Genomic DNA, 24151 nt, shown 5'->3' on the forward strand with positions numbered 1-24151 from the left:
CGCCGGCTGAGCAAGAAAAAGCTCGGCTCGGCCAACCGCGCCAAGGCCCGACAGAAGGTGGCGAAACTTCACGCCAAAATCTCCGATTGCCGGCAGGACAACTTGCACAAGCTGTCCCGCAGATTGATTAACGAGAACCAAGTGATCTGCGTCGAATCCCTGAAAGTGAAAAACATGATCCGCAACCCGAAACTGAGCAAGGCCATTGCTGACGCTGGCTGGGGCGAGTTCGTGCGCCAGTTGGCGTACAAGGCGGAATGGGCTGGGCGCTCACTGGTCGCTATTGACCAGTGGTTCCCTAGCTCCAAACGCTGTTCGGGTTGCGGACATACCTTATCGTCGCTGCCGTTGTCGGTCAGGCAATGGCGCTGCCCCGAATGTGGCGCAGACCATGACCGCGACATTAACGCCGCGACCAACATTAAAGCCGCCGGGCTGGCGGTGTTAGCCCTTGGAGAGAATGTAAGTGGCATGGGGTCAGTCTCCGTGTCCGGTTCTCGATGAATTGGGAATCCCCTTCCTTTAGGGAGGGGAGGATGTCAACCTTAAAGCCTTGCTTGATCTCAGGATGGGAAGGTCAGGCTCTCCTATTAGTACAGGTGATTATGTCCTCAACACACACACAAGAAACCATCGCCGCCCTTGCCACTGCACCAGGTCGCGGCGGTGTGGGTATGATTCGTATTTCTGGCCCTTTAAGCCAGCAAATCGGTTTACAACTCAGCCAGCGCAGCGCCATGAAACCGCGTTATGCGCATTATGGCCCTTGGTACGATGCGCAAGGTCGCTTGCTCGATGAGGGAATTTGTCTCTGGTTTCCAGCGCCGCATTCTTTTACAGGGGAAGACGTCGTCGAGTTACAAGGGCATGGCGGGCCTGTGTTGATGGATCGCCTTTTGCAAAGTGTGCTTGCGTTAGGAGCACGTATGGCACGCCCTGGTGAGTTTTCCGAGCGTGCTTTTTTAAATGACAAACTCGATTTAGCACAAGCAGAAGCGATTGCTGATTTGATTGAAGCCAGCTCCCAACAAGCGGCAGATAATGCGTTGCGTTCTTTGCAAGGGGAGTTTTCTCAAGCCATTGTGGCCCTCGTTGAACAAGTGACCCAGCTGCGTATCTATGTTGAGGCGGCGATAGATTTTCCGGAAGAAGAAATCGATTTTATTAGTGATGGTAAAGTGAGTGCGGATTTAGCAGGGATTATTGCACAACTTGCTAAGGTGAAAGCTAGCGCGACCCAAGGGGCTTTGTTACGTGATGGCATGACTGTGGTACTTGCTGGACGACCGAATGCAGGGAAATCTAGCTTACTCAATGCATTAGCGGGGCGTGAATCTGCGATTGTGACCGAGATTGCAGGCACCACTCGGGATGTGTTGCGTGAATATATTCATATTGAAGGAATGCCTGTTCATATTGTGGATACGGCTGGGTTGAGGGAGACCCAAGATGTGGTTGAGCGCATTGGTGTCGAGCGTGCTTGGTCAGAAATTGCTGCCGCAGATCGCGTTTTGTTGCTGGTTGATGCTAGCGAAACCCAAGCAACGGACCCTTATCAGATTTGGCCAGAATTTGTAGAGCGTTTTCCGGCCAGTCATAAAGTCACTGTGATTCGCAATAAGGTAGATAAAACTCAAGAAGCACTTGGGCTGGATGTAACTGCTAGCACGCCAATTATTCGTCTTGCGGCTAAGCATCAACAAGGCATAGATGTGCTACGTGAGCACTTAAAACAAGTGATGGGCTTTCAAGGCACCACAGAAGGACATTTTTCGGCACGTCGCCGGCATCTGGATGCACTGACACAAGCGGAGCAGGCTTTATATGAAGGGCGCTACCAGTTAGAAAATCTAGGTGCAGGCGAGTTGCTTGCGGAGGATTTACGCCGTGCCCAACAAGCGCTAGGAGAAATTACCGGTGCAGTGAGTGCGGATGATCTGTTAGGCAAAATATTTAGTTCTTTTTGTATTGGTAAATAAAGACCTCAGCTTGTCCCTTTTTAGAAAAGCAGGGACCCCACCCCAGCCCTCCCCTTTGTAGGGGAGGGAGCTTTGGGAGTGCATTTTACGCCTCCCCCTGTGAAGGGGGAGGTTAGGAGGGGGTGGGTTGTATCCGTTATTATTTAAAGAGGTTAGGTTATGGTGCCTAATGGGTGGGAAAAAAGAGATCTTCAAGGACTAATAAACGTCAAGCACGGGTTTGCTTTCAAAAGTGAGTTTTTTACCGATTGCGGTGATTATATTTTACTAACGCCAGGTAGTTTTAATGAATCTGGCGGTTTTAGGGATCAAGGTGGAAAGACAAAATACTATGTTGGAGATGTGCCGGATGGGTATTTGCTGAAAAAAGGAGATATGCTCCTTGCAATGACTGAGCAGGCCGAAGGTCTTTTGGGTAGCGCACTTTTTGTTCCAGAAAATCACAAGTATCTACATAATCAGCGACTTGGCTTAGTTCAGATCACCGCTCCAGAACAGATCGCTATTGAATTCTTATACTTATTTTTCAATGCTCCATCTACTAGAAAGCAGATAACGGAACAATCAACCGGAACGAAAGTGAAGCATACTTCACCAGATCGCTTGTGTTCAGTTATTGGGCTTATACCCCCCCTCCCTGAACAAAAAAAAATCGCCCAAATCCTTTCTACTTGGGATAAGGCTATTACCACCACCCAACATCTGCTTGCCAATAGCCAGCAGCAGAAAAAAGCCCTAATGCAACAATTGCTAACCGGCAAAAAACGCCTGCTGGATCAAAATGGGAAAAGGTTTAGTGGGGAGTGGATTCACGGTTATCTTAGTGATTTGGGGAAAATCACTAAAGGTAAAGCGTTAAGCAGTAAGGATTTGATAGATGGTGATTATCCGGTTATCGCTGGAGGTAAAAGCAGTCCCTATAATCATAAAAAATTTACACATGAGAATGTGATAACCGTTAGTGCAAGCGGCGCGTACGCAGGATATGTAGCGTATCATCCTTATAAACTATGGGCATCTGATTGCTCAGTTGTTACTAGTAAAGCTAATTCGGATATTCGCTTTATTTATCAACTGATGTCGCATATGCAGTTGAAAATATATTCCCTGCAAAGTGGTGGTGCTCAGCCTCATGTGTATCCAAAAGATCTGGAAGTGTTGCGTGTAAATATTCCACCATTGGAAGAACAACAAAAAATCGCGGCCGTACTTTCTACCGCCGATCAGGAAATCACCACCCTGCAACAAAAGCTGGAAGCGTTCAAGCAAGAGAAGCAAGCCCTAATGCAGCAATTATTAACAGGCAAGCGCCGAGTGAAGGTGGCTTAAGCCCATGTTGCTGATTGAGCCACCTGCGTCTTGGCAAGGCTTTTTATGCCGATCAAACAAGGGTAAGGTATCAAAATTAAATAGCGTAGAGGGCCTTTGGCATGCAAATTCAGGTTCTAGGATGTCAAGGAGGGATAGGGGAAGCAGGGGCAACCACGGCTTTTTTAATCAATCAAGATACCTTGATCGATGCCGGTAGTGGCCTAGGCCACTTGAGCTCTGCGCAGTTGGCTGAGATTCGCCAAGTGTTTCTTACGCACGCCCATTTAGATCATATTGCTTTTTTACCTTTTTTATTAGATAGCCAGTTTGAACATTTCCAATATCACCCTTTACAGGTTTTTGCGCTTGCCGAAGTCCAACATCAGTTACAAGCGCATATTTTCAATTGGCATATTTGGCCAGATTTTAGCCGTCTACCAGATGAAAATGCGCCCGTGATGCACTGGCATCCCATTAAGGCACAGCAAAAATTAAGGTTGGATGGGCTGCAGATAACGCCTTTTGCGTTACAGCATGTGGTGCCCTGTGTAGGGTACGTGGTGCAAGATGCGCAAGCCTGTGTTGCTGTATGTGGCGATACTGGCGGGGATGACACGGCACTTGCCTTATTAACACAGCATTTACAAGGTTATCAAACACTGGATGCCATCATCATTGAGTGTGCTCTCCCAGATCATCTACAAGCTTTGGCACGCCAATCTGGGCATATGACACCTTTAGATATTAAACACTTACATCAAGGTTTGCCCCAGATAGCCCACTTTTATATTTCTCACCTGAAACCCAGATATGCACAGGCTATTCGCGACCAATTGGCGATGCATTTGCCGGTGGAAACCTTCACTTTGTTACAAGAAGGGGATCTTTTAACCTTCCATACAAGTGAACGTCAGCCGGTGTCCTAAAACTGGCTAGCCGTACCGAATCAAAAGCCATTTTAACAAAGTTGTCATATTTTCACCCTATAGTCTCCTTCAAGAGTTCGGCGGCCTGTGCCTGCTGTGAGGCCGTCGGCAAAGCGCTTACCTTGGATGTACCTTGTTTTGGAGACTGGTATGAAATTAACAAAACTCGCGCTGGCTTTGTCAGTGACTGCAGCAAGCTTATCTACCGCCTACGCAGCAACCGAAGTGGATCCTGCGCTACCTGAATACACGAAAGCAAGTGGTGTTTCTGGTAACCTTTCTTCTGTTGGTTCTGACACCCTCGCTAACTTGATGACCTTGTGGGCAGAAGAGTTTAAGCGTACCTATCCTAACGTGAACATCCAGATTCAAGCAGCGGGTTCTTCCACTGCGCCGCCTGCTTTGACTGAAGGTACTGCAAATCTAGGTCCTATGTCGCGTAAGATGAAGGATAAAGAAATTGAAGCCTTCGAAAACAAATATGGCTATAAGCCCACGCCTGTACCTGTCGCGATCGATGCTCTAGCAGTTTTTGTACATAAAGATAACCCCATCAAAGGTTTATCTATTTCACAAGTTGACGCGATTTTCTCCTCCACGCGCAAATGTGGTGCAGTGCAAGATGCAGCAAAATGGGGTGACATCGGTTTGAGCGGTGATTGGGCTAAGCGTGATATCCAACTGTTTGGCCGTAACTCAGTGTCTGGGACTTATGGTTATTTCAAAGGCGCGGCTTTATGTAAAGGCGACTTTAAAAATAACGTAAACGAGCAGCCAGGTTCTGCCTCAGTTGTACAGTCTGTGTCTACCTCGATTAATGCAATTGGTTACTCTGGTATTGGTTATAAAACCGCAAGTGTGCGCGCCTTACCTTTGGCAAAACAAGAAGGCCAGCCTTTTGTTGAAGCGACCGCTGACAACGCCACCACAGGCGCTTATCCACTGGCACGCTTTTTGTACGTTTATGTGAACAAAAAGCCCAATGCCGAGCTTGCGCCTTTAGAGCGTGAATTTGTGAAATTGGTGATGTCACGTGTTGGTCAAGAAGTCGTCGTAAAAGATGGCTATATTCCGCTACCTGCTAAAGTGGTCAATGCCACTATGAAGCGTTTGGGCATTGAGTAAACCCATTGAGGCGTGTGCTTCCTTGGTACGCGCAAGCGAGTGAGCGCACTCGTAAATCGAGGGGTGAGTGCCTAGCGCTCATCCCTCGTATCATTTCTGAGGCGCAACTTGCACACGGATTCTAGCTTTTGGCGTCATCCGCTAGATTAAGCACCTGTTAGCTTGCTAACGGGTGTTAGGAGACGGGGCTTCCCTGTCAACGACTCATCTAACTCTAGTCTTCATGAGCATTATGAAAGAGACAAGCCCAACCTCCGTACCCGAGTTGGACTTCAATACCCCTGCGGCTGTTTTGCATCGACGGATACGTCGTACCAAAGATAAAGCGGCCACTGTGGGTGTTGGCGTCGGTGGGATCAGCGTCATTATTGCGATCCTTTTGATCTTCCTATACCTGTTATACGAAGTCATTCCTTTATTTCGCTCTGCCTCGATTGAGCAGCAAGCGACGTACACTGTGCCCGTTACTTCTGCACAGACGCTTTATATGACCATGGAAGAACAAGCCGAAATCGCTATGCAAGTCACTGCAAATGGCGAAGTCGTCTTTTTCGATACCCTGACAGGCAATACCGTCAAGCGCCAGAGCTTACCTGTGCCACAAGGTGTAGAAATTACCAGTTTTGCCGAAGGATCTGCTGCCAGTCACTTGTTGGCTTTGGGTTTATCCAACGGGCAAACTTTGATTTTTAAGCACAGATATAAAATTACTTATCCCAATGATCAGCGAGTGATTTCACCTTTTCTCGATTTTCCTTATGGCGAACAACCAATGGAAGTCGATACACAAGGGGCACCTTTGACAAAATTGGCGATTCGTGACACAGAAGCTGGTTTAACCCTAGCGGCTGTGACCCAAGACGGACGTACACCCATTACGCAATACGTGAAAGAAGAAGACTTCCTCACCATGGAAGTTCAGTTAGTCCAAAAAAGCATTGAGTTGCCTGTACGTGAGCAAGGTGTTTTAAGCTTACATATTGGTCCGTCGCAGCGTTGGTTTTATGTGGTGCTCGAAGATGGCAACTTGGATGTGTTTGATCTGAAAGCAGGTGCACAAGCACGTTTAGCGGATCGAGTGCAAGCGGTTGCCCAAGGCCAGCGTATTACCGAAGCTAAACTGTTATTGGGTGGTATTTCCCTATTAATTGGTGATAGCCAAGGGAAAATCAGCCAATGGTTTATGGTGCGTGATCAACAAAACCTTGGCCAATACAAACTCCAACCGATCCGTGAATTCCAGTTAGGCCAAGCACCGATTGTCAATATCAGTGTTGAGCATAGACGCAAAGGCTTTTTAGCTGTCGATGCGCAAGGCATGATCGGTGTCTATAACACCACTGCCGAGCGTACTTTACTACAAGAAACGCTAGTAAAAGGCACCAGCAATCTGATTAGTATCAGCCCGCGTGCCGATGTTTTACTGAGTTTGAACCAAGCCGGTCAAATCCAAAAATTCCATGTGGATAATGAGCATCCCGAGGTGTCTTGGCATTCATTATGGGGTGAGGTTTGGTACGAATCTTATGATGAGCCGAGCTACACTTGGCAATCTTCTGCATCGAACAATGAATTTGAACCCAAATTTAGTTTAATGCCTTTGGCTTTCGGTACGTTAAAAGCGGCATTTTATGCTATGCTGATTGCGACACCTTTGGCCATTTGTGGCGCAATTTATACCGCACACTTTATGGCGCCTTCAATGCGTCGCAAAGTCAAGCCTGTGATTGAGCTAATGGAAGCCTTGCCAACGGTCATTTTGGGTTTCCTTGCCGGTCTTTTCTTGGCGCCTTTTATCGAGCTGAATCTGCCTGGGATTTTTGCCCTCTTAATCTTGATGCCGATAGGGATAGTGGCGGCTTCCTTTGCTTGGGTGAATATGCCGCGTCAAATCCGCCATATGCTACCTGAAGGTTGGGATGCGGCTATTTTGATTCCTGTGGTGCTTGTGATTGCTTGGGTTTCGATCGCCATGTCGCATCCTCTAGAACAATGGTTCTTTAATGGGGATATGCGTGCTTGGTTGACCAATGATTTAGGGATTCCTTTTGATCAACGTAACGCTTTAGTCGTCGGGTTGGCGATGGGGTTTGCGGTGATTCCAACCATTTTCTCTATCGCAGAAGATGCCATCTTCAGTGTGCCTAAGCATTTATCGCATGGTTCTTTGGCACTGGGGGCAACGCCTTGGCAAACTCTCGTCCGTGTGGTGCTGCCGACTGCGAGTCCGGGGATTTTCTCCGCCGTGATGATAGGGATGGGGCGTGCTGTAGGGGAAACTATGATCGTGCTGATGGCGACAGGGAACACCCCGATTATGGACGCCAATATCTTTGAAGGGATGCGCACCCTGGCAGCGAACATTGCCGTGGAAGTTCCTGAATCTGAAGTGGGCAGTTCGCATTATCGCATTCTTTTCTTAGCCGCTTTCGTACTCTTTATGTTCACCTTTGTGGTCAACACAGCGGCAGAAATTGTGCGTCAACGCCTGCGTAAAAAATACGGTGCCCTCTAAGGCGAGATGCTTTGAGGCGAGATTGAATAAGGTGATCACCTGCTAGTTATCGCTGGCAGGTCGTTATCAAGGTGATAGCATGCGACAACCCCTAGATAAATGGCTCAAAAGTGGCACCCCTTGGGTGTGGCTCAACGCAGGTGCGGTAGCCATCAGCGTGATTATGGTCATCGGCCTGTTGGCTTTGATTGCAGTGCGTGGTTTGGGCCACTTTTGGCCGGCTTCGATTGTGGAAGCACAAATTCAGGCACCTAATGGCAATACTTCGCTATTAATTGGTGAAATTGTTGATACGGAAGAAGTTTCTGCTGCTCAGTTGCGTTCTGCAGGGATTGAGTTACCAGAATCTGCCACCTTTGTGGATCGTCACTTGGTGAAAATCGGTAACCGTGATGTTTACGGCAGTGATTTTAGCTGGGTTTTAGATCGTAATATTGTTGAGCGAACTTATCCTGAAAACCTCATAGCGATTGAACGTCGTGAATGGGGGAATTTTTATGGTTACTTGCTGGCAGTCAAAGAAGCCGGTGTGACCGTTGCCGAGCAAAATGCAGGTGAGAACCGCATTTGGGATGAGTTTCAAGCGCGTATCGAGCGTGCTTTAACGATTCATGAGGCTATCTACCAAATCGAAAAACACGAAATTGGTAGCATTAACTATGCATTGGAGCGTTTACGTCTTAAACAGCGTCGTTTAGAGCTAGAAGGTAAGGATACGCCAGAAAATCTAGCGGAATTAGATGCTGAGCGTCAAAGCTACCAACAGGAATATCACGCACTGGAAGCGCGTTTAGCGGATCTGAATAAAGAATTTAACCGTGATAGCTTTGTGGCCCAAGTGCAGGATGGCCGCACAACCGAAATTTACTTTAGTAAGGTGGTGCGTGCGTATCAACCCAACGCCATGGGCTTAGGGGGTAAGTTTGCTTTCTATGGTGCTAAACTGTGGGAGTTTCTCAGTGATGAGCCGCGCGAAGCCAATACAGAAGGGGGTATTTTCCCTGCCATCTTTGGTACTGTGATGATGGTACTTTTGATGTCTGTGATGGTGACGCCTTTTGGTGTGGTCGCTGCGGTTTATCTACGTGAATACGCCAAGCAAGGTTTTATTACTCGGGTGATTCGGATTGCGGTGAACAATCTAGCTGGCGTACCCTCCATTGTTTATGGGGTCTTTGGTTTGGGCTTCTTTGTCTACTTCTTGGGTGGACATATGGATGATCTCTTCTTCCCAGAAGCTTTACCCGCGCCGACTTTTGGTACTCCAGGTTTGATGTGGGCTTCTTTGACTCTTGCCTTACTGACGGTCCCTGTGGTGATCGTGGCTACAGAGGAAGGTTTAGCACGGATTCCACGCACAGTGCGTGAAGGTTCTTTAGCCCTAGGGGCAACCAAAGCAGAAACCTTGTGGCGTGTGGTGTTGCCAATGGCAAGTCCTGCCATGATGACTGGGGTGATTCTGGCTGTGGCTCGTGCAGCGGGGGAGGTAGCACCTTTGATGTTGGTGGGTGTGGTGAAGCTAGCGCCTTCTTTACCTTTGGATGGAAATTATCCGTTCATCCATTTGGATCAGAAGTTTATGCACCTAGGTTTCCATATCTATGATGTAGGTTTTCAAAGCCCTAACGTAGAAGCGGCGCGTCCTTTGGTATACGCAACCGCACTTTTATTGGTGGTCATTATTGCACTGCTTAACTTATCTGCAATTGCCATCCGTAATCATCTACGTGAGAAATATAAGGCGTTAGAAAGCTAAGCCAGCTAGGTATATCAGTAAGTTGGTGAGCTGTAACCAGCTCACCAGATGGCAAATAGCCCCGCTAGAGATGCAATCTTTAGTGCAACCCATGAGAGAAAAATGATGGAAGCGCAAGCTATTGAGAGAGATCAAGACCCAGCCAGCACAGTCAACGAAGCTAGCAAGGGGCATGCAATGGATATTTCTTCACTAAACCGTGGTGTCAGTACGCGTACCTTGGAACAAGAAGACGTCTGTATTGATGTGCGTAATATGAACCTGTTTTATGGCGATAAACAAGCGCTGTTTGATGTTAATATGCGCATCCCGAAAAAACGGGTCACCGCTTTTATCGGTCCTTCCGGTTGTGGTAAATCCACCTTGTTGCGTTCTTTTAACCGCATGAATGATTTGGTGGATGGGTGTCGTATTGAAGGTGAAATCAATATCGACAATCAAAATATCTTTGAAAAAGGTATGGATATTACCGACTTGCGTCGTCGTGTCGGCATGGTGTTCCAAAAGCCAAACCCCTTCCCAAAATCCATTTATGAGAACGTAGCCTATGGTTTACGTATTCAAGGGATTAACAAAAAGCGCCTGATTGATGAAACTGTAGAATGGGCGTTGCGTTCTGCCGCTTTATGGGATGAAGTCAAAGATCGTTTGCATGAGTCGGCTTTGGGTATGTCTGGTGGTCAACAACAGCGTTTGGTGATTGCGCGTACTATCGCAGTGAAACCTGAGGTGTTATTGTTGGATGAGCCAGCCTCTGCACTGGATCCGATTTCTACCCTAAAAATCGAAGAACTGATTAATGATCTGAAAGATGATTTCACTATTGTGATTGTGACGCACAATATGCAACAGGCGGCACGGGTTTCTGATTACACTGCCTTTATGTATATGGGGAATCTGATTGAGTTTGGTAACACAGATACCTTGTTCACCAATCCAACAGAGAAGAAAACCGAAGATTATATTACCGGTCGTTATGGTTGAGGTCGCCTTCTCTTTAATACCAGCTTGCAAGAGGCAGTGATTATTTTATGGATACCAGCACAATGACCAATATGAAAATGACCAGTGAAACCCATAGTACCCATATTTCCCAGCAGTTTAACCAAGAACTGGAAGAAATCCGTAGCAACTTGCTGGCTATGGGTGGTTTGGTAGAAAAACAAGTCACTGATGCTATCTATGCCCTGATTGAAGGCGATAGTACGATTGCCGCCAAAGTGCGTCAAAATGATAAAGCCATCAATCAAATGCAGCTAACGATTGATGAAGAATGTACGCGTATTTTAGCGCGTCGCCAGCCGGCAGCTTCTGATTTGCGTTTGATTCTAGCGGTGATTCGTGCAACCGGTGATTTAGAACGTATCGGTGATGAAGCTTCGAAAATTGCGCGTCATGCGATGCATTTGGTCGAGGAAGGCGAATCACCTCGTGGTTATATTGAAGCGCGTCATATCGGCAATCAAGTACGTAAAATGGTGCAAGATGCGCTGAATGCGTTTGCGCGCTTTGATACCCAACTAGCGGTGCAAGTGGTCCATGAAGACAAAACCGTTGATCTTGAATACCGTTCAGCAACACGTGCCTTAGTCACTTTTATGATGGAAGATCCACGTTCTATCTCGCGCGTACTCAACATCATGTGGGTATTGCGCGCGTTAGAGCGTATTGGTGATCACTCCAATAATATCGCTGAATATGTGATTTATTTGGTCAAAGGGATGGATGTGCGCCACTCTTCACCAGAAGCGATTGAAGAGAGCCTGCGTGATAATTTATTAGCAGATCATCTGAAAAACTCCAAAGAGGACAGCTAAACCTTCAACACATCGTACCAAGCGGCAGCCTAAAAGGCTGCCGTTTTTGTTGGTTCTACTAGGATAAGCGAGTGCAAAGCATAGAGGCTGTGGTTGAAAAATAGTATATTCAAAAAGTAAGCCTGCATCTTGCGCAAAAAAGATGCACTTTTTGGATCACCTGCTTACAGCGTGAGCTTCACGCTAAGCTGGTTATATGTGGAGAATGCTTCGTGGAACGTCGTCAGTTTATTACTGCTTTAGGAGTGGGTGCAGCAGGTGCTTTAGTGGCCGGCTGTCAGGACAAAACCCCAGCAAGTGCGCCTGCTCAGGTTGCGCCAGCAAAAAATGAAACCTTTGAATGGAAGATGGTGACTTCTTGGCCGAAAAACTTTCCAGGTTTAGGCACCTCTGCCAATTATCTAGCGGATACCATCACACGCATGAGTGGGGGACGCTTGAAAGTGAAAGTGTATGGTGCAGGTGAACTTGTACCCGCTTTAGAAGTGTTTGATGCTGTATCTCAAGGTACAGCGCAAATGGGGCATTCGGCTTCCTATTATTGGAAAGGCAAAGCACCTGCCGCCCAATTTTTCTGTGCGGTTCCTTTTGGTTTAAATGCACAAGAAATTAATAGCTGGATTCATTACGGCGGTGGCATGGAGCTGTGGAAAGAGGTGTACGCACCTTTTGGCTTGATTCCCACGACGGCAGGGAATACAGGTGTCCAGATGGCAGGTTGGTTTAATAAAGAAATCAACTCGCTTGAGGATTTAAAAGGCTTGAAAATGCGTATTCCAGGCTTAGGCGGTGAGGTACTCAACCGTATCGGAGGAACCGCCGTCAGTTTACCAGGTGGTGAGCTATTTACAGCCTTAAAAACCGGTGCGATTGACGCGACTGAGTGGGTTGGTCCTTACAATGATTTGGCCTTTGGCTTGCATCAAGCAGCAAAATACTATTACTACCCAGGTTGGCATGAGCCAGGTTCCGCGATGGAATGTATGATCAACCAAAAAGCCTTTGAGCAGCTACCGGAAGACCTGCAGCAAATTGTGATGACAGCTACACGCGCTGCGACGCAAACGATGATGGACGAGCTGACTTTCCGTAATGCACAAGCGTTAGATGAGTTAGTCAATAAACATGGTGTTGAGTTACGTGAGCTGCCGCAAGATGCTTACCGTCAGCTGCGTACCTTGTCAGAAGAGGTCGTGTTTGAGCAGGCCAAGCAAAGCGATCTTACGCGCCGTGTGTATGATTCTTTTATCGCTTTCCGTGATCAAATTGAGCGTTATCAGTCGATCTCGGAACGTGCCTTCCTAAACGGACGTTTTGATACGAATTTTAAAGCACAATAAATTCAGTGATTTAATCCCCCAGTGCTGGAAAAGACTGGGGTTTTGTTATTTTTACACTTGGTATTTGCATTGAAGTTCGTATAATGCGCGCCGATGTGATTTAAACAGGAAGTTTTGCATAACCTCTTCAGATACATTCATTCACTTACAGAAGGTCAAACCTCAACATCATCATGTCTGATTGCCAGCCTGAGACTAGCCAAGTCATTATTTTAGATCGTGATGGCGTCATTAATTATGACTCGGACGCCTTTGTTAAATCCGCTGATGAGTGGATTCCCATTCCCTACAGTATTCAAGCGATTGCACGTTTAAGCCAAGCCGGTTGGCGAATTGCGATTGCCACTAATCAATCTGGCGTTGCACGTGGGCATTTTAGCGAGGCTATCCTTGGGGAAATGCACCAAAAAATGTTGGATTTGGTAACCGCAGCAGGTGGCCATATCAGCCATATTGAATATTGTCCGCATGGACCAGATAGCTTATGTGAATGCCGCAAGCCAAGATCTGGTATGATCCGCGCGATAGGACAAGCTTTTGAGTTATCAAGCTTTGATGGCGTGTATATGGTGGGGGACTCATTGCGCGATTTACAGGCAGGGGCTGCGGAAGGGTGCACGCCTGTATTAGTACGTACGGGTAAAGGCAAGAAGACTTTGATAGAGTTGCCAGATTCTAATGTGAAAGATGCGTTGATTTTTGCTGATCTAGCAGATTTTGCAGACTGGGTATTAGGGACTCAGGCAAAACAAGCGGCTTCTGCTTGACTTATCTGTCATTTGATTGTCATAAAATTAGGTTAAAGTAATACGCGTCTGTTCAGGGTTCCGACACAGAAGTTTTGCAGGAAAACTTCTGTGAACGGAGCGGATGTGAATACACATCGCGCTTTCTTACTAGCCCCCTTGGTCCACTGAATCAAGGGGGCTTTTTTTGTCGCTTTACTCAGCAACGGCTTCTTGTGCTGCAAGGAAGGCTTGTTGCTCTTCTGGGGTGATTTCTTTCAACGTGAGTTTCACACGGCCACGATTGTCGATATCCAAAACTTTGACCACAATTTCTTGGCCTTCGTTGAGGTAATCGCGCACGCTGTTGACGCGCTTGTTATCAATTTGTGAAATATGCACTAGACCTTCTTGACCAGGCAAGAAAGCAACAAAGGCACCAAAATCAGCAATACGGGTGACTTTACCTTGATAGAGTTTATTAATCTCTGCTTCTGCGGTAATTCCTAATACGGTGTCCATAGCCGCTTGTGCAGAAGTTTTATTTTCCCCATAAATGCGCACATTGCCACTGTCTTCGATATCAATAGAAGCCCCTGTGGCTTCACAAATACCACGAATAGTGGCGCCGCCTTTACCGATGACATCGCGGATTTTTTCAGGATCAATTTTCAAGCTCAACATAACAGGCGCATTGACGGAAACTTCCTGACGTCCTGTGTGAATCACCGCATTCATTTGTTTCAAGATATGCTGACGGGCTTCGTAGGCTTGTTGTAAAGCAATCTCCATGATTTCTTCATTGATGCCTTCAATTTTGATATCCATCTGGAGCGCGGTAACCCCTTGGGTGCTGCCTGCGACTTTAAAGTCCATATCGCCCAAATGGTCTTCATCACCGAGAATATCCGTCAATACGGCGAAACGCTCACCTTCCTTCACCAATCCCATTGCAATACCTGCAACAGGGGCTTTCAAAGGCACACCGGCATCCATAAGCGCAAGAGAAGAGCCACACACAGAAGCCATAGAAGAGGAGCCGTTAGATTCAGTAATTTCTGAAACTACGCGCAAGGTATAAGGGAAATCTGCTTCACTTGGCAACATGGCTTGGACGCCACGACGTGCCAAACGGCCATGGCCGATTTCACGACGCTTAGGCCCACCAAGGAAACCAGCTTCACCAACACAATAAGGAGGGAAATTGTAATGGAATAGGAAGTTATCCTTATGTTCCCCTTCCAAAGACTCGATTAATTGTGCATCGCGTGAGGTACCTAAAGTGGCAATTACTAATGCTTGTGTTTCACCACGGGTGAATAAAGCAGAGCCGTGCACCTTAGGCAAGACGCCAACTTCAATTTTTAATGGGCGTACACTCTTATGGTCACGGCCATCAATACGAGGCTCACCAGTGAGCACGCGCTCGCGTACAATGCGTTTTTCCAGTTTAGCAAACGCGGCTTTCACTGCATCTGCACTAGGGGCATCTTCAGCATCTGTCACCAGTTGGGCCGCTGCCTGTGCTTTTAATCCGTCCAGTGCTTGGTAACGCTGCATTTTATCTGTAATGCGGTAAGCTTCACCGATTTGCGCCCCGACGCAGGCCTGTACGGCTGCAATCAGCTGGGTATTTTCTGCCGGTGCTTGCCAATCCCAAGCGGGTTTGGCGGCTTCTGCGGCAAAGGCTTGAATATTTTCAATCGCAGTTTGCATGGCATCATGGCCAAATAAAACCGCGCCGAGCATTTGATCTTCTGTAAGTTCTTTGGCTTCTGATTCCACCATAAGAACAGCAGCATCCGTACCGGCCACCACCATATCCAGTTTGGAATCAACCAGCTGAGCTTGTGTTGGATTGAGGAAATAACCTTGTGCCTCATTAAAGCCAATGCGTGCTGCACCTAGAGGGCCTTTGAAAGGAATCCCTGAAATAGCTAAGGCTGCAGAAGCACCAAGCATAGCGGCAATATCAGGATCTTGGCCGCGGCTTGCAGAAACTACGGTACAGATAATCTGTACTTCGTTCATAAAGCCTTTAGGAAACAAAGGGCGAATGGGGCGATCAATCAAGCGCGAGGTGAGGGTTTCTTTTTCTGTTGGGCGTCCTTCACGTTTAAAGAAGCCACCGGGAATCTTACCTATGGCATAGGTTTTTTCTTGATAGTGTACTGAAAGGGGGAAGAAATCTGCGCCTGCCTGGACTTCTTTTTTAGCCACGACTGTACAAAGTACAGAAGTGTCATCCATGGTAATCAGGACAGCGCCTGTGGCTTGGCGGGCAATACGCCCAGTTTCTAAAGTGACACTGCTTTGGCCGTATTGGAACGTTTTTTTAACCGGATTCACGGTAACTTCCTTTCACATCAAATGATAAATAAGTCGTTTGTGCACTCTGTCATCTTAAAACCAAGTGCTTTAAAAGCAAAGAGAACAAATGGGGGATTTTTGCGTACAAAAAAAACAACCCTACCGAAAAGCTCGATAGGGTTGTTTGATTCACCTGGTCGTAGGTCAAGCTGATAGCCTTGGGGCCAAACCGGTTGCAAAATTTGCTTAGCGGCGCAGACCTAAACGCTTGATTAACTGAGAATAACGCTCAGTATCTTTCCCTTTGAGGTAATCAAGCAATTTACGGCGTTGGTTAACCATACGGATCAAACCACGACGTGAGTGGTGATCTTTTTTGTTGTGTTCAAAGTGCTTTTGCAGGCCGTTGATATTGTGGGTGAGCAAAGCAACTTGCACTTCAGGAGAACCTGTGTCGTTCTCGCCACGGCCGTATTCTTTTAAAATTTCAGCTTTCTGTTCAGCAGTTAGTGCCATGTAAAAAGTCTCCGAATGAATATGCTTAACAATAAGGAATCCGACGACGGAATCAACCACGCATATCTACAGCGATTCCTCTCGGTAGTGAACACCACAAGGGCGATAATTTGGCTACAGAGAAAACAGCCTGTACAACACAGCGTGAGCCTCCAGCTTTGACCGCTTATTCATACGCCATCTACCCCAAGATAAACCTCCTCAAGGCGCCTTTAGGGCGAGTTCATCTCGGGATAGCTAAAAGGTTAGCATTCCCTGACATCTCGTCCAGACCCTTGAAGGGGAAGGATACAAACAGCGTATTTAGGCGTGTGAGCTAACTGGAGTACTGCACAAGCGCTTGGGTGCAACTTGTCCAGTGGCAGCGAGATGCCCCAAACCAATGAAGCCGAGGCCAGCTGCGTAAAGGCGCATATCTTGCCCGAGTTCCGTCGTTAAATCCAGCTTTTTCACGTTTTTATTCGCGTCTTCCGCCTGAACTTGCGCCCATGAAAGGCTTTGTCCATGCAGGATACGCGCACCTTGAGACGCACTTAAATCTAAGCGCGGTAAGTCTGCAATCAGTACATCTGTGGGATGTAAGCTTGCATCTAAAGTCTGATATAAAGCAGACAGCTCTGCCTCACTTGCTAGGGCAAGCTGTGCTGCCTTAGGGGCTAAGTTTTCCAACTCAGCCAAAGTCACCGTATGCGTTAAGTTCCATGGCCCGGTATGCGTACGTCGAAGGGCCGTTAAATGAGCCGCACAATCAAGCGCTGAGCCTATGTCCTCCCCGAGGGTACGAATATAGGTACCTTTAGAACAAGCCACTTGGATTTCTAGTTCTGGGGGTTGCCAAGCAAGAAACTCAATCGCATCAATGCGAATTTGCCGACGTTTACGTTCTACTTGAATCCCCTGACGTGCCAGCTTGTAGAGAGGTTGACCATTAATTTTGAGTGCCGAATACATAGGTGGCACTTGTTCAAGCTCGCCAATAAAACTTGTCAGTACTTGGCGGATTTGGGCTTCACTCAACACAGGTAGGGGATGTTCTGCGATGAGTTCACCTTCGGCATCACCTGTGGTCGTCGCTTGACCTAGGCGAATTTTGGTACGGTAGCCCTTATCAGCATCCAGGCCAAAGCTAGAAAATTTTGTCGCCTCTCCTAAACAGATAGGCAAAACACCCGTCGCCATAGGGTCTAGATTGCCCGTATGGCCGGCTTTGGCGGCATTAAATAAACGTCTGACCTTTTGCAAGGCTTGGTTGGAAGAAATTCCTTGCGGCTTATCTAAAAAAATGACCCCAGATAAGGGGCGTCCGCGGCGTTTACGCGCCATGGGAAAGTCTCCTCAAAAACTGAAATCTTAAGCTTGATCGTCTTGTTGACGGGATTGATCTGCTTGTACGGCTTGATCAATCAAACTAGAAAGATGGCGGCCACGCACGAGCGTTTCATCATAGTGAAAACGGAGTTGGGGCATGACTCTCAGTTTGATTCTTTGTCCAAGCTGCGAACGCATAAAACCGGCCGCATGTTGAAGAATGTGTAAATTGTCCGCAATGATTTGCGGTTTATCTTCTTTGCCTAAAATAGTGACATACACATCGGCATAGCCTAAGTCTTTGCTGACTTTGACACCACTGACGGTCACTAAAGCATCCAGTCGCGGATCCTTGATCTCTTGTTGGATCATCTGCGCAAGTTCGCGCTGAATTTGATCTGCAACCCTATCAGTACGCTTAAATTCACGCATGGGCTTTACAACCTAGAAATCGGCCTAGAAAAGCGCTTTGGGTTCTAGCATAAGCGCACATCTAGGCCTTGTTGACAGCGAAAATATCAAAAATGCAGTGCCTGCTACTGTGATTTTGTGCAGGCAAGCACGTGTAGGATTAAGCCTTAAAGCGCACGTTCAACGCGCACTTTATCAAAGACTTCGATCTTATCGCCTACTTTGACATCGTTGTAGTTTTTCACCCCGATACCACATTCCATCCCTTGGCGTACATCGGCGACATCATCTTTAAAGCGGCGTAGGGATTCCAACTCGCCTTCATAGATGACCACGTTATCACGTAAGACACGGATTTTCTTGTTACGGTAGACAGAGCCTTCCACAACCATACAGCCAGCGACAGCGCCAAACTTAGGCGAACGGAATACATCCCGTACTTCAGCAATACCCACGATTTCTTCTTTAAACTCGGGGGCAAGCATCCCTGTCATTGCTTGTTTAACATGATCGATGAGCTCATAAATCACGCTGTAGTAACGTAAATCAAGTTCTTCGCGCTCGATAATATTGCGCGCAGAAGCATCCGCACGTACGTTAAAACCAAGAATAATGGCTTCAGAGGCAACCGCAAGGTTGGCATCTGTTTCTGCGATACCACCAACACCTGAAGAAACGATATTCACCTTCACTTCTTCGGTTTCTAGGTCTTTTAGAGCACCAATAATCGCCTCTAAAGAACCACGCACATCGGCCTTTAAGACGATATTTAAGGTAGCAACTTCGCCTTGTCCCATTTGCGAGAACATATTCTCTAGTTTGGCTTTTTGCTGACGTGCCAGACGGACTTCGCGGAATTTACCCTGACGGAATAAAGCCACTTCACGCGCTTTTTTCTCATCTGATACCACGGTAAATTCATCACCTGCTTCCGGCGTGCCATCAAGACCTAAAATCTCAACTGGAATCGCTGGACCTGCAGCATTAATGGGTAGGCCATTTTCATCCAGCAAAGCGCGCACACGGCCATAATGTAAGCCAGCCAGCACGATATCCCCTTTGCGTAAGGTACCGTTTTGTACCAGCAGAGTTGATACGGAACCACGACCTTTATCAAGACGCGACTCAACAACCACGCCTTTTCCAGGCGCTTCTGGAACTGCAGTCAGCTCGAGGATTTCAGAGACTAAAAGAATCGATTCTAGTAACTGATCAATCCCTTCGCCGCTTTTGGCAGATACATGCACAAACTGAGTATCCCCACCCCATTCTTCCGAAATCACATCGTATTGGGAGAGCTCATTTTTGACGCGATCTGGATCGGCCTCCGGCTTATCAATCTTGTTGACCGCAACCACAATCGGCACATTTGCAGCGCGGGCGTGTTGTACCGCTTCTACTGTTTGCGGCATGACACCATCATCTGCGGCAACCACCAAAACAACGACGTCAGTGGCTTTAGCACCACGGGCACGCATCGCGGTAAAGGCGGCGTGACCTGGTGTATCTAAGAAGGTGACCATACCGTGTTCGGTTTCTACATGGTAAGCACCAATATGCTGGGTAATGCCTCCTGATTCGCCAGAAGCCACTCGGGTACGGCGGATATAATCCAGCAAAGAGGTTTTACCGTGGTCAACGTGACCCATGACCGTCACGACAGGTGCGCGTGTCATCTCTAGGCCTGAATAGTTGATGCTTTCGAGCACTTCTTCTTCTAGTGCATTCTCACGCATTAACTTAGGCGTGTGGCCCATTTCTTCGACCACAATGGAAGCTGTGTCTTGATCAATCACTTGGTTGATCGTCGCCATAGCACCCATTTGGAACATCACCTTAATCACTTCCGCTGCTTTTACTGCCATTTTGTCGGCAAGCTCAGCGACAGTGATAGCCTCTGGAATGGCGATCTCACGGATAATCGGTGCTGTGGGTTTTTCGAAACCGTGTTGACGCGGTTTAACCGCAGCCTGTTGACGGCGGCTTTTCTTACCCAATTTAGGCTCTTCACGCTCGCGCGGTGTACGACGACCTCTTGGCTCATCATCTTCATCAAAACGGCCGCCACTGCGTTTGCGTCCGGCTGATTTACGACCAACACCACCTTCTTTAGGGGCTTTGCGTGCTTTAGCATCACCTTTACGGCGTTCTTGCGCTTCTTCCACTGCAAGTAACTCGGGTGGTGCGATTTCCACGTCCAGTGTTTCTGTTGTCGGTAAATCAACTGCTTTTTTTGCAGTTGGCGCACGACGTGGACGCTCTTGCTGGCCTGAAGCGCCTTTATGAGCAGGTGCTTCTGTTTTAGGCTGTGGCTTTTTAGGTCGATGTTGTTCCGTGTTTTGTGGCGCTTTTTTGCGTGTTTCTGTTTCTTCTGCCTTACGCTTGGTTTCAGCAGCTAGGCGTGCTTCTTCTTCCGTTTTGCGCTTGGTTTCTTCTTCCTGACGTGCCATTTCTTCACGGTTGACATAAGTGCGCTTTTTGCGGACTTCGATGCTGACCGTTTTTTTGTTACGACCATCACCACTTTTCAACGTCGTGGTCACTTTGCGCTTACGCTTTAAGGTAATTTTAGTGGGTTCTTTGTTGCCACCGTGACTACGCTTTAAATAGGTTAAAAGTGCTTGCTTATCTTTTTCTGCGACGGCTTCGTCAGCAGCTTTGTGAGGTAAGCCCGCTTCTTTCATCTGTTCTAATAAGCGATCAACAGGCCGCCCGATCGCTTGAGCGAATTCTTTGACTGTGGTTTCTGCCATGTTTTTTCTCCTGTGCCCGTGATCTGTTACGCATTATCTGCGAACCAAGGTGCGCGCGGCCATAATTAATTGACCTGCAGTGGCTTCATCCAAACCTTCAATATCGAGAAGGTCATCAATGGACTGCTCTGCAAGCGCGTCTAGGGTGGTAATATCTCGGCTCGCTAAAGCTGCAGCGAATTCAGGCGTCATTCCTTCTAGTTCAAACAACGCTGCTTCTATATCTGCATCTGCGAGCTTTTCTTCAGTAGCGATGGCTTGCGTTAGTAGCTCATCCTTGGCACGATCACGTAGCTCTTTAACTAGGTCTTCATCGAACTCGTCGATTTCCAACATTTCTTCCAAAGGCACATAGGCAATTTCTTCCAAGGAAGTAAAGCCTGCATCCACAAGGACACGTGCCAATTCGTCGTCCACATCAAGGTGTTGAATAAAGAATTGTATGAGACTATCTGTCTCCTCTTCTTTTTTGGCTCCGGCTTCTTCTTCCGTCATGACATTAATGCGCCAGCCAGTGAGCTCGCGCGCGAGTTTGACATTTTGTCCACTACGGCCAATGGCTTGTGCAAGGTTAGCTGAAGCTACTGCAACATCCATAGTGTGCGTATCTTCGTCCATAATAATGGAAGCAACTTCTGCAGGTGCCATCGCATTAATGACGAGTTGTGCGGGATCATCATCCCAAAGCACAATATCAATACGCTCATTGCGTAATTCTGTCGAAACCGCTTGTACACGAGAGCCTCGCATACCAACACAAGCCCCAACAGGATCAATGCGCTTATCATTGGTTTTTACCGCAATTTTGGCACGCGCGCCTGGATCTCTGGCAGCGCCTTTAATTTCGATAAGCTGTTCTGCAATTTCAGGCACTTCCACGGTGAAAAGCTGGATCAGCATTTCCGGACGTGTCCGTGATAATAACAGTTGCGGACCGCGTGTGCTTTGGCCAACATCATACAAAATGGCGCGGACTCTATCATTCATGCGGAACTTCTCGCCATGGATCATTTCATGCCGAGATAAAAAGGCTTCCGCATTATTGCCTAAGTCAACCACAATACCTTCACGTGAGGTCTTTTTAACGACACCTGAAACCAGTTCGCCTTTGCGTTCTAAGTATTCGCGCACGATTTCTGCGCGTTCAGCTTCACGCACTTTTTGTAAAATAACTTGCTTGGCAGTTTGGGCAGCGATGCGGCCAAAATCGACAGATTCGATTTTTTCTTGGTAAATATCACCAATATTTAATTGGGGATCGATTTCTTGGGCACTGGTTAAGTCGAGCTCTGTATCTAGATCACTAAAATCTTGATTATCAACGACATTCCAGCGACGGAAGGTTTCATAAGTGCCTTTTTGACGGTCAATATGGACACTGACATTGACTTCCATACCTTCAAAGCGCTTTTTAGTCGCGCTTGCAAGCGCAATCTCAATGGCCTCAAAAATGACTTCTTTCGGGACGCCCTTCTCATTGGACATAGCGTCCACAACATACAAAATTTCTTTGCTCATGCTTTGGCCTCGCCAAACAATGCGTTTAACTCATCAAATGCGTTTAATCATCAAATCGTGGCAGGATACGCGCTTTATCTATGCTCTCAAAAGGGAAGCAATATTCTTGATCTTCCACTTGCAAAATGACTTCGCCGTTTTCTATCCCTTTGATCCATCCAGCAAATTTACGCCGTCCTTCAAAAGCCATGCGTAAGCGCACTTGGGCTTGATAACCGATGAGTTTTGAATACTGTTCAAGCGTGAAAATAGGGCGATCCATTCCTGGTGAAGATACTTCTAAGGTATATTGACCTGGAATGACATCTTCCACATCCAATGCACTACCGACTTGCCGGCTGACATCTGCACAGTCTTCTACACTGATACCTTCAGGATGTTCGATATAAATACGCAGTAGGGGTTGTTTCCCCTTAGCGAGGAAGTCTAGTCCCCAGAGCTCAAAGCCCATCGCTTCCACGAGGGGCTGAATAATCTTGTTTAAGCTTGAGTCTTGCGTGGCCACTAAGATAGGCTCCCATAAGCTGCTTGACGATGCAGCTTTTTAGCTGTGACGTATAAGGCGGCTAACAAAAAGCCCCTTAAAAAAGGGGCTTTCTGGTATCCAAAACTATAATCCTGTAATGCAGAATGCTTGCAGCACGGAGGACACCTAAGTTACTTTATGGAATCTTGGCAGTACGCCTAGATAGACTTAGGTATCCTTTAGAAGGTGGTAGCGGGGGCCGGATTTGAACCGACGACCTTCGGGTTATGAGCCCGACGAGCTACCAGGCTGCTCCACCCCGCATCATCGTGAAAACTATTATAGCCTGTGTTTGACTGAAGCGTCAATTCACCTTAGAGAAATAAGACTTTAATTTCAAAAGGCTAGGCTTGGTATCTAGTGACGACTACTTTAATTGAACTGCTAGAAACTTGCCTTATTCAGGTTCGATTCTACTAGCCCTGAGTCAAGTCTCTAGATAGGGCATTGGTAAGCTCTTAACTTGCCAAGACGACAATTCTTTGGTTTTGGTGCCGAAGGCGGGACTTGAACCCGCACGACCTATCGGTCACTACCCCCTCAAGATAGCGTGTCTACCAATTCCACCACTTCGGCTAGATCAACTAGGACGCGAATTATAGCGATTTTTTTTGTGATGTCTAGTCTTTTTTAAAAAATAACCAGCTGAACAAAAGAGGTATACCCCAGCTTGGATCGCAGGATGCCAATCCAAGCTAAGGGGTAACTTGGAACTATTCTGTTGCAGGTGCTGTTGGCTGCGCGGCTTCTTCTTGCGTGCTTGTCTGATCAACCGCCTCGGGTACATCACTGGCGCCTGGTACATCAGCAGTCACTGGTTCAGCAGAAGCTTGTGGTGTGTCTATGGTGGTCTCAGCTTGGCTGTTGTCTACCTCCGGTTGACTTTCCAGTGTAGGTAAAGCTTGCGCTGGCGAGGTCGCAGGTGTTGCAGCTTCATCTAACACAGGCAAGGCAGAGTTAAACTCTTCGACCACTTCATCGGAAATGAGCGATTGGTTTTCAGCCTCGAAACGTTCTTTGGCAATATAAGCAAGGCCGATGCTGGTCACAAAGAAAATAGCAGCAAGGATGGAGGTAAGACGGCTTAGAAAGCTGGCATTACCACGGCTACCAAAGACAGTTTGGGAAGCACCACCACCAAAAGAAGCGCCTGCTTCAGCGCCTTTGCCTTGTTGGAGCAAAACAAGCACAATTAAGGCTAGGCTCAGGGCAGCGTGAGTTACTAAAATTAGGGTTTCCATAATCAAAGGTCTACCAGATAAAGCCTCTAGTCCTTGAGAGATACCACTAGAGGGCAAAAGATGGATTCAATGCT

At 47.3% G+C, this 24151-nt stretch carries 18 protein-coding genes, 2 tRNA genes and 1 pseudogene; 11 read left to right on the forward strand and 10 right to left on the reverse strand.

The window, feature by feature from the left end:
• From BMX05_RS02325 to gmhB, 11 genes are all read left to right on the forward strand, one after another.
• Positions 1-504 (forward strand): RNA-guided endonuclease TnpB family protein (locus BMX05_RS02325; protein ID WP_143051929.1); only part of this gene is annotated, 504 nt, incomplete at its 5' end.
• A 98-nt stretch (positions 505-602) separates the two neighbouring features.
• A complete protein-coding gene (gene mnmE, locus BMX05_RS02330; RefSeq protein ID WP_093308646.1) occupies positions 603-1979 on the forward strand; it encodes a tRNA uridine-5-carboxymethylaminomethyl(34) synthesis GTPase MnmE in 1377 nt (458 codons plus the stop codon).
• Positions 1980-2138: 159 nt separating this feature from the next.
• Positions 2139-3308: a restriction endonuclease subunit S gene (locus tag BMX05_RS02335; protein WP_093308365.1), complete on the forward strand. Its 1170-nt coding sequence runs from the start codon at positions 2139-2141 to the stop codon at positions 3306-3308.
• Positions 3309-3409: 101 nt separating this feature from the next.
• The gene (locus BMX05_RS02340) at positions 3410-4216 is read left to right on the forward strand and encodes a 3',5'-cyclic-nucleotide phosphodiesterase (RefSeq protein WP_093308366.1); all 807 of its coding nucleotides are present in this window, start codon (positions 3410-3412) and stop codon (positions 4214-4216) included.
• Positions 4217-4366: 150 nt separating this feature from the next.
• Positions 4367-5341: a PstS family phosphate ABC transporter substrate-binding protein gene (locus tag BMX05_RS02345; RefSeq protein WP_093308367.1), complete on the forward strand. Its 975-nt coding sequence runs from the start codon at positions 4367-4369 to the stop codon at positions 5339-5341.
• A gap of 232 nt (positions 5342-5573) precedes the next feature.
• A complete protein-coding gene (locus BMX05_RS02350; protein ID WP_093308368.1) occupies positions 5574-7856 on the forward strand; it encodes an ABC transporter permease subunit in 2283 nt (760 codons plus the stop codon).
• Positions 7857-7935: 79 nt separating this feature from the next.
• Entirely contained in the window at positions 7936-9612 is a 1677-nt protein-coding gene (gene pstA, locus BMX05_RS02355) for a phosphate ABC transporter permease PstA (protein ID WP_093308369.1), read from the forward strand.
• 177 nt (positions 9613-9789) lie between these two features.
• The gene (gene pstB / locus BMX05_RS02360) at positions 9790-10596 is read left to right on the forward strand and encodes a phosphate ABC transporter ATP-binding protein PstB (protein ID WP_218138973.1); all 807 of its coding nucleotides are present in this window, start codon (positions 9790-9792) and stop codon (positions 10594-10596) included.
• Between the two features lie 71 nt (positions 10597-10667).
• Entirely contained in the window at positions 10668-11429 is a 762-nt protein-coding gene (phoU, locus tag BMX05_RS02365) for a phosphate signaling complex protein PhoU (protein ID WP_093308647.1), read from the forward strand.
• A 212-nt stretch (positions 11430-11641) separates the two neighbouring features.
• On the forward strand, positions 11642-12769 hold the full coding sequence (locus BMX05_RS02370; RefSeq protein WP_177166750.1) for a TRAP transporter substrate-binding protein: 1128 nt from the start codon (positions 11642-11644) through the stop codon (positions 12767-12769).
• 173 nt (positions 12770-12942) lie between these two features.
• On the forward strand, positions 12943-13536 hold the full coding sequence (gmhB, locus tag BMX05_RS02375) for a D-glycero-beta-D-manno-heptose 1,7-bisphosphate 7-phosphatase (protein ID WP_093308371.1): 594 nt from the start codon (positions 12943-12945) through the stop codon (positions 13534-13536).
• 174 nt (positions 13537-13710) lie between these two features.
• On the opposite strand, the gene pnp is transcribed toward gmhB, so the two are convergent.
• The 10 genes and pseudogenes from pnp to secG form a co-directional block, all read right to left on the reverse strand.
• Complete coding sequence (gene pnp / locus BMX05_RS02380; RefSeq protein ID WP_093308372.1) at positions 13711-15843, reverse strand: polyribonucleotide nucleotidyltransferase; 2133 nt, start codon at positions 15841-15843, stop codon at positions 13711-13713.
• A 207-nt stretch (positions 15844-16050) separates the two neighbouring features.
• Positions 16051-16320, reverse strand: coding sequence for a 30S ribosomal protein S15 (gene rpsO / locus BMX05_RS02385; protein WP_093308373.1), 270 nt, complete (start codon positions 16318-16320; stop codon positions 16051-16053).
• A 303-nt stretch (positions 16321-16623) separates the two neighbouring features.
• A complete protein-coding gene (gene truB / locus BMX05_RS02390) occupies positions 16624-17643 on the reverse strand; it encodes a tRNA pseudouridine(55) synthase TruB (RefSeq protein ID WP_093308374.1) in 1020 nt (339 codons plus the stop codon).
• A 27-nt stretch (positions 17644-17670) separates the two neighbouring features.
• Positions 17671-18060 carry a 30S ribosome-binding factor RbfA gene (gene rbfA / locus BMX05_RS02395; RefSeq protein WP_093308375.1) on the reverse strand — a complete coding sequence of 130 codons (390 nt, stop codon included), beginning with the start codon at positions 18058-18060 and terminating at the stop codon, positions 17671-17673.
• A gap of 146 nt (positions 18061-18206) precedes the next feature.
• Complete coding sequence (gene infB, locus BMX05_RS02400) at positions 18207-20792, reverse strand: translation initiation factor IF-2 (RefSeq protein ID WP_093308376.1); 2586 nt, start codon at positions 20790-20792, stop codon at positions 18207-18209.
• 26 nt (positions 20793-20818) lie between these two features.
• Positions 20819-22310: pseudogene (gene nusA, locus BMX05_RS02405) on the reverse strand (transcription termination factor NusA).
• Between the two features lie 43 nt (positions 22311-22353).
• Positions 22354-22815, reverse strand: a complete 462-nt coding sequence (rimP, locus tag BMX05_RS02410) for a ribosome maturation factor RimP (RefSeq protein ID WP_093308378.1) — start codon at positions 22813-22815, stop codon at positions 22354-22356.
• A 208-nt stretch (positions 22816-23023) separates the two neighbouring features.
• Positions 23024-23100 (reverse strand) — tRNA-Met (locus BMX05_RS02415).
• Positions 23101-23325: 225 nt separating this feature from the next.
• Positions 23326-23412 (reverse strand) — tRNA-Leu (locus BMX05_RS02420).
• 137 nt (positions 23413-23549) lie between these two features.
• Complete coding sequence (gene secG / locus BMX05_RS12930; protein ID WP_218138966.1) at positions 23550-24077, reverse strand: preprotein translocase subunit SecG; 528 nt, start codon at positions 24075-24077, stop codon at positions 23550-23552.
• Positions 24078-24151 lie beyond the last annotated feature (74 nt).

The organism is Allopseudospirillum japonicum, assembly GCF_900108915.1.
Lineage (GTDB): Bacteria > Pseudomonadota > Gammaproteobacteria > Pseudomonadales > Halomonadaceae > Pseudospirillum > Pseudospirillum japonicum.

Excerpts from the sequence above, each read along its gene's own strand:
- BMX05_RS02340 (WP_093308366.1), top strand. The coding sequence starts at position 3,410 with ATGCAAATTCAGGTTCTAGGATGTCAAGGAGGGATAGGGGAAGCAGGG.
- gmhB (WP_093308371.1), top strand. The coding sequence starts at position 12,943 with ATGTCTGATTGCCAGCCTGAGACTAGCCAAGTCATTATTTTAGATCGT.
- BMX05_RS02345 (WP_093308367.1), top strand. The coding sequence starts at position 4,367 with ATGAAATTAACAAAACTCGCGCTGGCTTTGTCAGTGACTGCAGCAAGC.
- rbfA (WP_093308375.1), bottom strand. The coding sequence starts at position 18,060 with ATGCGTGAATTTAAGCGTACTGATAGGGTTGCAGATCAAATTCAGCGC.
- BMX05_RS02335 (WP_093308365.1), top strand. The coding sequence starts at position 2,139 with ATGGTGCCTAATGGGTGGGAAAAAAGAGATCTTCAAGGACTAATAAAC.
- rpsO (WP_093308373.1), bottom strand. The coding sequence starts at position 16,320 with ATGGCACTAACTGCTGAACAGAAAGCTGAAATTTTAAAAGAATACGGC.
- pstA (WP_093308369.1), top strand. The coding sequence starts at position 7,936 with ATGCGACAACCCCTAGATAAATGGCTCAAAAGTGGCACCCCTTGGGTG.
- truB (WP_093308374.1), bottom strand. The coding sequence starts at position 17,643 with ATGGCGCGTAAACGCCGCGGACGCCCCTTATCTGGGGTCATTTTTTTA.
- secG (WP_218138966.1), bottom strand. The coding sequence starts at position 24,077 with ATGGAAACCCTAATTTTAGTAACTCACGCTGCCCTGAGCCTAGCCTTA.
- BMX05_RS02350 (WP_093308368.1), top strand. The coding sequence starts at position 5,574 with ATGAAAGAGACAAGCCCAACCTCCGTACCCGAGTTGGACTTCAATACC.
- infB (WP_093308376.1), bottom strand. The coding sequence starts at position 20,792 with ATGGCAGAAACCACAGTCAAAGAATTCGCTCAAGCGATCGGGCGGCCT.
- pstB (WP_218138973.1), top strand. The coding sequence starts at position 9,790 with ATGGATATTTCTTCACTAAACCGTGGTGTCAGTACGCGTACCTTGGAA.
- phoU (WP_093308647.1), top strand. The coding sequence starts at position 10,668 with ATGAAAATGACCAGTGAAACCCATAGTACCCATATTTCCCAGCAGTTT.